Consider the following 12,673-nt stretch of genomic DNA (forward strand, 5'->3'; position numbering starts at 1 on the left):
CATTAATGATAAAATAAACGGGCCGACCGGCCTTCCGCACATGAAAACATCATTTTCCATCGCCACAGCCTTCAACCGCCTTGTCAAAAAACAGGTCGGAGCGCGTTTGCGCCCACACTTGAACAACGGGGCGGTAATGGCCCTCATAGAGGCTTATCAGCGCTGGCTGCAGCCCGTCGTACGCCGCGTTTATCCTCTCTTCGGCGCTACCGTGATGATCGGCCTTACCTACAAATGTCAGTGCCGCTGTGTGCACTGCGGCACCACCGCCTACCGCGACCTGGAACGGAAGGAAATAAGCGAGGAAGAAGTTCTTGAGCTTATCAGGCAGGCGGGGGCGCTCGGCGCCGGAGGGGTTTATTTTTTCGGCGGGGAACCTCTGCTGGCAAAAGGACTTTTAGAAATGGTGGAGGCCGCCAAGTCGCTGGGTTTACTGGTGACTTTGGACACGAACGGCATACTGATAGACAGGGAAATGGCTCGCAGCTTGGCAGGCGCCGGGCTCGACCGCATAGGCGTGAGCATTGACAGCGCCGATGAGGCCGAGCACGACCGCCTCCGCCGGACGCCGGGGGTCTATCGCGCCGCCCTGAACGCGATAGAATTTTGCCGGGACGCCGGCATAGACGTGTCCCTTTCCACCTACGCCACGGGCTCAAGCCTGCGCGACGGCGGCCTTGACCGCATTCTTGCCATCGCCCGCTCGCTCAAGGTCAGGACCAGGGTGCTTTCGCCCTTGCGCGCTGGCCGCTGGCTCAAACGGGACGATGTCGGCCTGGGGCCCGAGGATGTCGCCCTTCTGCGCTCGCGCCTGTCCGAGGATGTTTACTGGGAATCCGTTTTCCTGACATCGCCCGAACGCGCTTTCATGTGCAGCTGTGCCAGGCGCACGCATTTTTACGTGTCGCCGTACGGCGACGTGCAGCCCTGCTGTTATATGCCGCTTTCCTTTGGGAACGTGCGCGAGGAGCCCATGCGGCGCATCGTTAAAAGGATGTGGGGGTCGGCGATGTTCTCCTCCCTTGATTCCAGTGTGGATTGCCCGATGAACTCTCCGCGGTTCCGCGAGGTTTTCGGCCCCGTTCTTGCGAGGCCCGGCCCCGGGCCGCATCCGGCCGAACTGGCGTCGTCCCCCAACGACCCCGAAGAATGGGACGAATGGGCCGGCGATTACGGCCGGGATGTGGACTGGGTGGAAGAGATACACAACAGGGACCTGCTGGAACTGCTCCCTGCCGAAGGCAAAAAAGTTCTGGACGCGGGCTGCGGGACCGGGCGCAGAGCCAGGGCTCTTTTCGGCAAGGCCGCTAAACTTGTGGCGGTGGATTCTTCCAAAGGCATGGCCAAAGCGGCCAAAGAAACGCTTTCCATAATGCCGCAGGCCGAAGTTCTTGAGCTGGATATCGAGAAGGGCGGGCTTCCAAAAGGGGAGTTTGACGCGGTTATCGCGGTCTCGGTGATGCACCATGTCCGTGACGCGGAGGCGGCGGTGAGGAACATTGTCGACAGCATGGCGCCGGGCGGAACGCTGGTGATAATAGACGCCGTCGCCGACCAGCCCAAACTTACCGCACTCCGGTATTACCTGGAAATGCTTTTCCGCCACAACCCGCTGCGGCTCTTCCGGGCATTTTTGAAGGCCTTCTTTTTAAACACGCGCGTAGCGCGCCACAAGAGGCGCGAAATCCCGCTCTCTTTTGACGAATTCCGCCGCCGCTACGCGGCTCTTTTACCCGGCGCGGTCACCGAAGTCCGCCACGGCATCTTCGCCTACCTCATCTGGAAGAAGCCGTAAATTAATAATCAGGAAGACAGAATTCAGCAGCCAGAATTCAGAATGGTGGGAACTTTCTCAATCGACGTCCTCATTCTGTTAATGAATCTTAAAGTTGTATGGGAAAAAAAGAAACCTTCCGGGGTGGGCGGTAGTTCCACCATCCATGCTCCCGAGGGAACCTCGGTGCCGCTGGAAGCCATTGCCAGTCATCCGGAAGGCACTAATAGTATAACAGAAAAAAATGTTATCGGCAAGGGGGCCCCAGGTAATAATTACCGCGGTTCTTACGACCCCATTCAGCGCCTTATCACTCTTGGCCCCGATGCCGACGCATCCACCGTTATCCATGAATTGATCCACAACTATTTTACCCAGGTACACGATTTTATTAAAACCGGCCAGGCCGATGAGGTAACAAAAAAAGATTTTGAAACACTACGGCAATGGGCCACCGCCGACCCGAAGCAGGTGTTGCTCGACATTAAAACTGAGGCCGCTACCACCACCGACAAGACACGCAACAAAGAATTAAAGAAAGTCCTGGCTGATATAAAGCAACGCGGCGGTGTAGACTATATCCGCAAACATGGTGAAACCAAGTTTCTTGACTCTTCCAATAAGACCGAGCAGGAGATAACCCGCCAATATCATGAGCGTATGGCACGCGGCTGGGTTAATGTAGGAAACATAATGCAATATTATCGGGAGTCGAGCCGCTAAAATCGCACAAAATTTTTGCCGCGGCCCGGGCGGGGGAAAACCCAGGTCAAGGCGTGGCGGTGGAGGGAGTTCAGTCGGCCGGGGCGGGCGCGTCAATAAACATACCAAGTTTTATTTGGTTCTAAAAAAGCTAATACTTTTTGAGCTTTCTTAAGACCCCGGTTAAACCAAAATATAAATACGTACTGGTGTTTAATGTCTACTGGATTAGCGGCGTTTTCTAAAGTGACAAATTTTATCTCAAACTGGGTATCCGGTGATATGGGATTATCATTTGCCACATCTGTGGACAAGTGTAGATATGCCCAGGTCCTGGCTCCGGTGCTGACTTTTATATACCAGCCGCCGGATGATCCGTTTTCCGGCGGGGTTTGATAGCCTATGTCCGATATGTTTCCCTCTTCCACAGCCTCAACCGGCGTCCACATGGGCGCGGCATAGTCAATTGCTTCATGAAACCAGGTGCCGTTTGTCACATCACGCGGACCATAGTCCGATGTTATGTCATAGTTGACAGGCGGCTCTAAAGATTGAGCAACCCCATTGGCGATAAGGCCAAAAACAAGACAAACAAAAATCCGCTTCATTTTGTATTCTCCTGCTTCATAAGAATAGAAAGATTTTCAGGGATTTCATTGAAAACCAAGTACCCATCCCAACCATTAACTTTCTCATTCGGATAATTTGGCACAATCCAAACATTAATACATGCTTTAGATTTGAAGTTAGGGTTGAAATAAAAGGATGAATCCCATTGTCTGCCATTAATTTTCCCGCTAGCTTTTGCGAGTTTAGTTGTTCCTGTTTTCACATCCAGAAGGAAAATATATTTAGGTTCTCCCTCCTGGTCGTACATATCAACATATCCTGCCGCCATACTGCCGTCGGGGGATATTTCTATTTTGTCTATATCATGCTCTGCCCTGCCATGCGCCACCAGTTCTCCGGTGGCCTTGTAAATCTCTATGTTCCCGCCGCCTTTCTCGTCGCGGTAATAGACAAAAAAGTGGCTGGTATCCCCGGCAAAAGCATTCCGCCAGTAAGTAGTGGTCATTAAATCGGCGCCGGGGTATGTCCGGAAAGATTTTTTAAAAAGACTTTCCCCTTTTGCGTTTAAAGTTTCTATTTCCTTGTCCCAATATTCCCCTTTGTACGCGCTATCCCTGCCGTATGTTTCCTTTCTGGGGTCATAAGGCATAAGCTGCCTGGTTCTGTTAATCATCACCAACCCCGTCTCTTTTTGCGCATCCCTGATTTCCTCATATTCATTCAGCCATTTGTCTTTTTGCTTTTTAACAGAAGAACTGGGTTTTATGCTTTTTATTAATTTGCCTTGGGAAGAGATAAATTTCACTTCGCTTTTCCGTTGATTTTCCGTTTCCCCGCCGGTGATTTCTATATACTCCTGCTTTATCGTTTCTGTTGATTCATTTACTTCACTCTCTAGCTTGTCTTTTCCACTGCTATTGTCTCCGCTCGGTAATTGCGCCGCAATCGGACAATTCATACCGACAGTAATAAAAACAAAAGCAATAATAAGTTTATTCATATAGACTCCTTAAAAAATAGCTACATCGTTGCTATGTGTGACGTTGCATTTTTATTAATGTAGGAAACATAATGCAATATTATCGGGAGTCGAGCCGCTAAAATCGCACAAAATTTTTGCCGCGGCGGTTATTAGAGGTATAATATCAAAAAAAGCGGCCGGCTGGCGGGAGTAAGGGGCTTTCAGCAAAAGAGCGGCGGCCGGGCGGGGGAAAACCCAGGTCAAGGCGTGGCGGTGGAGGGAGTTCAGTCGGCCGGGGCGGGCGCGTCAATAGTCTGAACCGGGAGTTCTAAAATTACCGCCGTATGACGACGGAACCCCCAATTCCGTATGAGATCTATTTCCCCGGCCTTCCGGCCGGGCCGCGCCGGGACTATGCTCCGGGAATCCTTCGACTGGAATTTAGGGAGCCTGCCGAACCTTTCAACTGAAAGTTCTCATTGCGCCATTCATATAAATACGCTGTTATCATATGGAACCCCCTATTTAATATATCCCTTGCTTTACGCGGGTTCTGGACCGAAGGGCCCAGAAAGGCCTAGCCGGCGGGGCCTAGACCGCATGGGCTGTAAAATTCCGCGAAAGTAGGCCCTAAGCCACTGATGGAACTCCGGCCGGCGCTGTATACTATTTGCATGACAAAACTCCCCATACTCAGCGCAGCGGTTCTGATCTCACTCTTCACCAACCTCGGGGCATACGCCTCTGACCTCTCGTTCGACGGTTCCCGCGGCGGCGGTTTCTCGGCGCAGGAACTGATGGACCAGGCCAAGAGTTCCACCGATGAGCGGACACCGGTCGCTTCCACGGTCCCTGTTTCCAACGAACTCACTACGTTCTGGTCCAACCTCAGCACGAGCGGAATAGAAAAGCTCTGCAAGAGCGCGCAGATCCAGCTTGATAAGAACACCACGCTCGTTAACGTGATCGGCATAGGCGGCGGCATCAAGCGGCAGCTGAAGCAGTATCCCGACCAGCGCCTGGCACTGATAGACCAGGTAGAGGTCAAGCTCAGCGCGACCATAGGACATGAAGTGCTTCAGGTGCCCAATGTCGGTTCCTTCGGGGTTTCCGTCAGCGGCGGCGTGGAAGGCAGATCGATGGTGGTCAGGCCTCTTGAGGACAACCGCTACTGCAAACAGCTGACGACCCTCGTAAAGCTTTATGAAATGAAAACGGTCCTCCCCGTAACCGCCAAACGGATCTCCAAAATGGAGATCGGCGAGATCTGGAAGCTGCCCGTGACCGTGCGCTACGGCATCAGCGCAGGCATCGGGGCTAACGTGAACGAGGTGGTAAATATTTCCATAGGCGCGGGCGAGACCAAAGAGCGCCGGCCCTCCGTCAGCCTCTACAGGATAGACGAGAACAATATAAGGCTGCGCCTGAGGATAGACCACGTGACCGTGAAGAGCGTGGGCGTCTCCGCGAACACGTACGAGATCCCGGCCGGGGATATCGGATTGCTGAAAGGCGAGGATATTCTCTCCAAGGCCGTGGACCGCTCGCTGGCCAGCCAGATCAACAAGATGATAGCTTTCAAACTGGCCTACAGCCATGTCAGGACCACCGGGCAGAAGCTGCTGCTTGAGTTCAACGTGAACCCCAACGACGCCGGGCAGGTGGAGCAGGTGGTGCAGTTCCTGCAGGGCGATTTCGATTCTATCCGCAAGTTCATCGCCATGGGCCTTAAGTTCGATTCCTTCGCAGAAGAAGCCGACGGCCGCGCCGGCGTGGGCGAGTTGGAGGACATGGCGGCCCAGACCGGCTCGATAATAACCGCGACCGCCACTTTCGCCGGTTCGGACCATTACAACGGGCATACCGATAACTTCAATATCAACATCCCGGTCATACACAACCATCAGAAAAGCTGGGCTACGGTATACCACCGCTACCAGACGCTTAAGAACGGCGGCGACACCGTGCATGTCCAGCAGGCGACCCGCGTTTCCAACGGCGAGACCCTGAACATCCCCTTCGTCGGAACGCAGATCAAGCATAATTCAGAGAAGAACATGTATGTGATAAATAAAGAGTCGGCGGACGGCAAGGTCACCAATCCCGCCCTTCTCTACCAGCAGTACGAGGGCTTGATCGGCGAGGGCGATTACAGGGCCCGCGGCCTGGTGGACAACGCCAATAACGTGCTGAAATACGCCGGCATGAAAGGCGACGGCACGACCGCGGAGAATATGATCCCTGCCGCCGTGCTCTTCCCGCCGCTGCCCCCGGTCGAACACAATAACTACGACGGCGGCAGCCAGAGCGATCCCACCAAGACCTACAAGGCCGTGGTAATGTCCTTCAAGCTGGTGTTCTCGGATAAAGCGGTGCAGGACATCGTCTTCTCCGCGCCCCAGATGATCATGAAAGCCTATATGAACGTCATGCGGGAAACGGAATCGGCTATCGTTGACAAGGTCATGGACCTGTTCACCGTAAGCGATAAGGGCGAAGTGAAATACGATTACAGGGCCGTGCAGAAGCGGCTTGGCGTGAGCTCCTTCGATAATTCCCAGGATTCCACCAATCCCCTGAATATTGTCAGCACCATGGCGCGCGCGGCCACCAAGTTCATCGAGAAGATCTCCAGCGTCAGGGAAGAGTCCTCCTGGAAAGGCCAGTCCGAACAGCTCGCCAAGGTGGCTTCCAGCGGCGAGATGAAGTACGAAGACTTCCTGAAGGTGGTCATTCAGATGGTGGACACCAAGGACATCTCTTCCGATATCTACATCCACTCCGACAAGCGCGTTAAAGGCGAGCCGGATGTGACCCAGAACTACTCGATGTTCAACAACCGCGACAACAACTACGACAGAACGCTGGCCGACGTCACCGCGATGAGGGAGCGGTTCGCGGACCCCACCGACCTGACCGACTAACGCAGCGGCAGGTTATCAGACGGGTGAAGTTTTAAGCGGAGTGTTTGTCATAAGCCCCCCCTGGAGAGGGGGGGCTTTCATTTGGTGCGCGCGGCGCGCGCGCACGCTTGGGGATGCCCGCCAGGCAGCCCGTCCCTCCATCCGCCAAACAAACCGGCGGATACGTCTTCTGGCGGAAACGACCGGCGGCAAGCGGGTCCGCCTCCGGCGGAAAAGTTCCCTGCGGGGGTCAATAGAACCTGCCGCCGGCCAAAGGCAAGGGTGTCCGTCGTGAGGCGGAATCAAAATTAGGCCCCCGATAACCTCTGATGGGAATAGGTCTTGACAAATAGAGCATATTGCATTATAATATGCAATAAGGTGCACTTAGGTATACAATATATTGTATGATAGAATATAGAATAAGCAACGAGCAATTGTGGGGTATTCTGGAAGGCTGGGATGAATATGTCCCGCAAAAAGTGCATTTGATCGCGTGCGGGGGGACCGCATTAACGATACAGGGGATTAAGGCCTCCACCAAGGATGTGGATTTTATAGTGCCGGTTGAAGAGGAATATAGGGCCTTGGTACAAACATTGAGAAAACTGGGTTATAAACAGGCTACAGGAACCGGCTGGTCCAGGGAAAACGGTTTTGTTTTTGATCTTTTCCGGGGTGACCGCGTTTATGTAACCGGGCTTCTGGAGCCGCCGCTGAAACAGGAGAATCATACTTTTATCAAAAGTTTCAAAAAGATCTCTGTGGGCGCTCTTAATGATTATGACCTTATCATCACTAAAATGTTCAGGGGGACCTCGGTGGACATTGAAGACTGCCTGAAACTCATAGAGTTCAGGACTGGAAGCTTTGATTTGAAAAAATTGAAGGATAGATACGCGGAGCATGCCAAGTATGATGTTAATCCGGAAAGGATGATGCAAAACCTGGAAGGATTGCTGCTCCGGCTTAACCTGAATTCCTCAGTTCAGAATGGCTTTCATTGGCAGGATCAAGGAACATAATTATACTGAGGAATTCCCCGCGAAGCGGGCGGAGGGCCCAGCGCTATGCGCGCCCGGCCCGACGAGGTGTATGCCTCCCGAAGGGCGCCCGCTATGCGGGCGGGAAACTTCAACAGAAGTTTCCAGGTTAAGCGTCAATAATTATGCCCCCGGAAAACCCTGAAGAATTGTTCGCGGCCTTAGCCCGGTTCGGCTATCCTTTGCTGCAGCCGGAGGGCGAAGCCGACCCTAACAAGGTCTTGGCCGCTTTAGCGGAAAGCGAAGACACGCGTCTGCTAGAAGGTTTCCCCGTCGTTTTGGCTCATTGCGTCATGGGGAAAGAATCCAGGCTGAACATGGAAACTGTCGAGAAATTACTTTCCAAACCGGAGTCCCATGAACGTTTCTGGACCCTGGTCGCAGTTTCCCGGTATCTGTTCGATCTGTATGATCTGGGATATAAGAATTGGAGCGGTTTCAGCGATCCGAAATATCAGAAAGCCTGGGACCTGGTGCAAGAAAAGACCCGCAATAACCAGCCGCTTCCGTTCGGGAACCGGCAGCTTGATTGGGATAGGCTGAAAAAAACGTTTTTAGAGTATGTGGTCGGCAGCCGCCTGGCCAAACAAATGACGGAAAAGGAAAAATTGAACCTGAACGAAGATTTCAGAAGAGAGTATTACCTCTCGCTTCTGCTGACCCCGCGTCAGAAGGACCTGCTGTACAAGCGCCTCAACAAAGAAAAGATGACCAAGACCGAGCGTGAATATTTTTCCCGCGTAGTCCGAAAAAAGCTCGTAGCCCTAGCCGACCCCTATCTCCACGCCCTAGCCCAAAAAGCCCTGCTGTAGTTCGGGAGAAAAATTATAAATGCATATCTTGTCTGCACACTATCACAAAGAGTTTTCTGGGGCGCATTCAATTGTGAGATTTGTCATGTCGGAGTTAGATGGTTCTAAACTGCAACCCTCCTTAATTATTAAAGCGAACTCACAAATCTTAAAGTATTTGATAAGAGAAAAAGAGTTTGCAATTGTATTCTCGGTTCTATCTCCCAATAATCACCTCATGTATGGCGTGCAAATTAATGATGATCCTGTGGCGCCAGCTGTCATCTGGTCTATAGTTGAAAGGGAAGAAGAATTGGATTCTATTTGCGCATTTCTTCAGGCTTCAGCATGTCCGGTTTACTTATTCAATGAGGTGACAGCGAATGTCTGTTGGTCGCCGGTTAAGTTCGTTTTTAAACAAGATTCAATGTGCGGGCTATTATCTGGCATAAACCTGTGCCCTGCGAATATGTTGGAAAAATATGAGTCAACGGTGGGAAAAATTTTGGATAATTCAAGGGGGCAGGCGCAGGATTCCTCAAAATTGGTGGTGATTTCACTTGCGGAGAAGTGTTCCTGGCACGAAGTCAATAATTATTATCTGACGAATCGCGGAGGTCATAGTCGATTGTCTATTATTACTGGAGAAGAGGGGAATCAACAAGAAGAAATTGGGGTCTGGTTCCTTGATAATCTTTCCCTATCGGGAGCTGTTAAAAATCCAGTGGTTTATGAGTCAGGAAAACCACGGGAGTTGTCTGATATTATGGTTAATTATCAGGAGGGTTGCTTTTTAGTAGAGTCAAAGAGCTTGACGATATTCGCAAGGGATAATGTCCCGAATAGGTGCAAATTGATAAATGGTGTTTATAAACATCTGGTGAAGGCAGTTTCTCAATTGAAAGGAGCTTGTCGGAACGTTCATGCAGGAAACAGGGTTACAGATTTAAAAGGCAATGACATAGAACTTAATCGGAAGCAGCCCATTCATTGCATTGTGCTTATCCCGGATTTAAGCCTGCTTGACGAGGTTTCAGAATTCGGAGTAGAAGTCTTAAAACCATTCATGATTAAGACTAAATCTTTCTTGCATGTGCTTGACCCGAATGAGTTGAAGAGTTGTGTTGGGAGCGCGCTTCGGTTATCTGAAATGAGTAAAAAAATATCTCCGGTAATGGCATTTGATTATGTGTTATTGAAGCGTTTTAAGTGTTCGTGTAAAAACAGTTCCCCGCATTTCCGATTCTTAATTAAAACGGAATAATGGGCGGTGCTATTAAGTGCGTGATGGGTCAGCTTAATGCACGTGGAATGCAAAAATATTTTATCAGGTTGGCTGCGACCTTAAGGGTGGGGGAAGAAGTATCTCCAGGGCGGGGATAAATAAAAAAATAAATAAGAACGTTTCCGAGGGGAAACGGCAGGCGGAAATTGGAGCGGGGGCGGGCGGCGGGGTTTTGCCGGCGCGCGACCTGGGCTTTCGGCCAAGCCGTTGCAGCGAAGTCGCTATCATTAGGCGACCGGCGATGAATGTTTGAGGAGCGCACTGTGTGCGCGACGAGTTCATCGCCGGCGGAAACGGCGCAGGCCGTTTCCCCATAAAGCCCATTGAGAGCGCGCCGGCAAAACCCCGCCGCACGCCCCCGCGAACCCGTGCGACTTTACATCCCGCATAAAACAAAACATCCGGCGTTTAGCCGGATGTCCATGTTAAGCTGCCAGTTACTGACTACTGTCCACTAGCCACTGACCACTGCCGTTAATGCACTCCGTGCATCCATTTCCTCAGCTGCGGCGTGATAAGGAGCAGCAGGACCGCCGCCCCCACCGCCGTCCCCGTCGGTATCATATAGAAAAGCGTGTGATTCATCGCGTCGTAGTTCCCCGCGAAAAAGCCGCCCACGAAATTAGCCGCGAAATTGGCCAGGAACCACGTTCCCATCAAAAGCGATACGAATTTCGCCGGCGCGAGCTTCGTCACCAGCGACAACCCCACCGGCGACAAGCACAGTTCGCCCATCGTGTGGAAGAAGTAGGCCGCTAAAAGCCACATCACGCTGACCGGCCCCGACTGCTGATAAACCGCCGCGGCCGCTATCATCACCACGAAGCCGATGGCCAGCAGCCCCAGGCCCCAGACGAACTTTATCGGGCTCGGCGGCTCCTTCTGCGCCTCTCCGAGCCGCACCCACAGCTTGGAGAAGAACGGCGCCAGTATCAGGATGAACAGCGGGTTCACCGACTGGAAGAAACTGGCGGGCATCACCCAGCTGTAGCCGAACAGGCTGAGCGCGCGGTTAATGTAGGAAACATAATGCAATATTATCGGGAGTCGAGCCGCTAAAATCGCACAAAATTTTTGCCGCGGCGGTTATTAGAGGTATAATATCAAAAAAAGCGGCCGGCTGGCGGGAGTAAGGGGCTTTCAGCAAAAGAGCAGGCTATTTCTGTGGGAACCGGCAGGAACCTGGGGAAATCAGTCGGCAAGCCGAAATGCTTTAGAATCCGTATAAGTTCATGGTCGTTGAATATCACCGCCACCGGCAGTAATTCCTTTTGGCATTTGGGACATATAAGCGGGAACACCTCGAACACCCGCGCCAAGCAGGCGGCCCAGGACCGCGCTTTCTTCTTCGCCCCTTCAACAGTTTTTTCCAGCTTTTCACGCCGACGCGCCTTTACCGCCGCATCCGCCGCTTTAGCCACGACCTTGCCCCGAAGCGGCGAGTGCGGCGCGAGCGCCCCATAATAGCGCACCAGGTTCTTGTTGGGCGGGGGCATCAGCAATCCCCACCGGCGCAGAAATTCCAGCGACGACATTGTAAGCAGTTCGGACCTGCCGCCCCGCGCGTCCGTGCGGTAAATTACCGTTTTGCTTTTTGCGGAATAAACAAGCCGCGCCTGCGACAATGCGGGCCGTGCGCAATAATAGAGCAGGTGTTCGCGCCCTTGTTTATCGTTGGCCTCTATACGCACTTCTTCATGTATAGAGAACCCGGAATTCTTCCAGGAAAGCATCTGTTCGGCCGCCTCCGCGCACAGGCCGCCTATCCTGCGCAAGCGCCTGATAACTTTCCTGCGCACTGCCTCGGTGATGGCCGCGAGTTCCGTTTCTGTCGGGCCACAGACCGGCGTATAACATAGTTTGCCGTCCTCCCCAGGATTGAAGACCCCGTCCGAAACCACCGCGTGGATGTGGATATGCAGGTTCAACTCCCCGCCGAAGCGCTGAACGAAATGAAGCTGGATGGGAGTGCCCGACGCCTTGCCGCGCAGGAAACGGGATATCTCTTTGGCGAAGACGCGGGACAGCTCGCCCGGCAGGTCGGAGCGCTGATTCAGGTACCAGCGCAGGCGCTTGGGCACTACCAGCACCCACTGCCGGTAGGGGACGGGGGGAAGCAGGCGGTCGGAGGCGTCCGTCGTAATTATGGAGGCCCGCTTGGCGTCGCAGGAAGGGCACAGGCCGCGGCGCTTACAGGAGAACGCCACAAACATGTCGCGGCCGCAGTCGGGGCAGCGGAAGCGGACGGCGCCGAAGCGCATATCCCCGCATTCGGTGAACTTTTCCATTGCGGTTATCACAGCGGGATGCGGTCGCGGCCGGCGGTCGGGCTGGTGGTCGCGCATCCACAGTTTAAACTCCGGGAGGTTGTCGGTGACGATGCGGTTAAGGATTGCGCCGCGCGGATCGCTGGCGCGGTAGCCGGGTGTCGCCGGGAATGAGACGCCGGCTGAATGGTGAAATGTTTTATGAGGAGCTCCGCACGCAAACATAGCTGCACCCCCGGCAAACAGCGCTTTTATCAGAATCCGCAAATATTTACACAGCCGCACTTTACCAATAACTGACTTGTTTATACTTTACAAGTGAAAGTGCGGCTGTGGAAATAGTGTAGCAGAGGACTACGACAACGGTCTGTCACGTT

General features: G+C 53.0%; 10 protein-coding genes. 6 read left to right on the top strand and 4 right to left on the bottom strand.

Annotation, left to right across the window (positions count from 1 at the left end):
- The first annotated feature begins 40 nt into the window (after nt 1-40).
- Both NTX59_08030 and NTX59_08035 read left to right on the top strand, forming a co-directional pair.
- Nucleotides 41-1,795 (top strand): radical SAM protein, encoded by a 1,755-nt coding sequence (locus NTX59_08030; protein MCX5785623.1) that lies wholly within the window; start codon nt 41-43, stop codon nt 1,793-1,795.
- A 42-nt stretch (nt 1,796-1,837) separates the two neighbouring features.
- Complete coding sequence (locus tag NTX59_08035; protein MCX5785624.1) at nt 1,838-2,497, top strand: hypothetical protein; 660 nt, start codon at nt 1,838-1,840, stop codon at nt 2,495-2,497.
- A gap of 92 nt (nt 2,498-2,589) precedes the next feature.
- Here NTX59_08035 and NTX59_08040 read toward each other — a convergent pair whose 3' ends face one another.
- Both NTX59_08040 and NTX59_08045 read right to left on the bottom strand, forming a co-directional pair.
- Nucleotides 2,590-3,084: a hypothetical protein gene (locus tag NTX59_08040; GenBank protein MCX5785625.1), complete on the bottom strand. Its 495-nt coding sequence runs from the start codon at nt 3,082-3,084 to the stop codon at nt 2,590-2,592.
- On the bottom strand, nt 3,081-4,046 hold the full coding sequence (locus tag NTX59_08045; GenBank protein ID MCX5785626.1) for a hypothetical protein: 966 nt from the start codon (nt 4,044-4,046) through the stop codon (nt 3,081-3,083). The genes NTX59_08040 and NTX59_08045 overlap by 4 nt, the downstream gene beginning before the upstream one ends.
- A gap of 635 nt (nt 4,047-4,681) precedes the next feature.
- Between NTX59_08045 and NTX59_08050 the strand changes: the two genes are divergently transcribed.
- The 4 genes from NTX59_08050 to NTX59_08065 all read left to right on the top strand — a co-directional run bounded on the left by NTX59_08050 (nt 4,682) and on the right by NTX59_08065 (nt 10,008).
- On the top strand, nt 4,682-6,931 hold the full coding sequence (locus NTX59_08050) for a hypothetical protein (protein MCX5785627.1): 2,250 nt from the start codon (nt 4,682-4,684) through the stop codon (nt 6,929-6,931).
- A gap of 386 nt (nt 6,932-7,317) precedes the next feature.
- Entirely contained in the window at nt 7,318-7,935 is a 618-nt protein-coding gene (locus tag NTX59_08055) for a hypothetical protein (protein MCX5785628.1), read from the top strand.
- Between the two features lie 143 nt (nt 7,936-8,078).
- Entirely contained in the window at nt 8,079-8,765 is a 687-nt protein-coding gene (locus NTX59_08060) for a hypothetical protein (GenBank protein MCX5785629.1), read from the top strand.
- A 19-nt stretch (nt 8,766-8,784) separates the two neighbouring features.
- Complete coding sequence (locus NTX59_08065) at nt 8,785-10,008, top strand: hypothetical protein (GenBank protein MCX5785630.1); 1,224 nt, start codon at nt 8,785-8,787, stop codon at nt 10,006-10,008.
- A 495-nt stretch (nt 10,009-10,503) separates the two neighbouring features.
- Here the strand turns inward: NTX59_08065 and NTX59_08070 are convergent, their stop codons facing one another.
- Nucleotides 10,504-11,064 (bottom strand): hypothetical protein, encoded by a 561-nt coding sequence (locus tag NTX59_08070; GenBank protein MCX5785631.1) that lies wholly within the window; start codon nt 11,062-11,064, stop codon nt 10,504-10,506.
- Between the two features lie 68 nt (nt 11,065-11,132).
- Complete coding sequence (locus NTX59_08075) at nt 11,133-12,521, bottom strand: transposase (GenBank protein ID MCX5785632.1); 1,389 nt, start codon at nt 12,519-12,521, stop codon at nt 11,133-11,135.
- Nucleotides 12,522-12,673 lie beyond the last annotated feature (152 nt).

Source organism: Elusimicrobiota bacterium (genome assembly GCA_026388155.1).
Classification (GTDB): Bacteria; Elusimicrobiota; Elusimicrobia; order Elusimicrobiales; family UBA9959; genus UBA9634.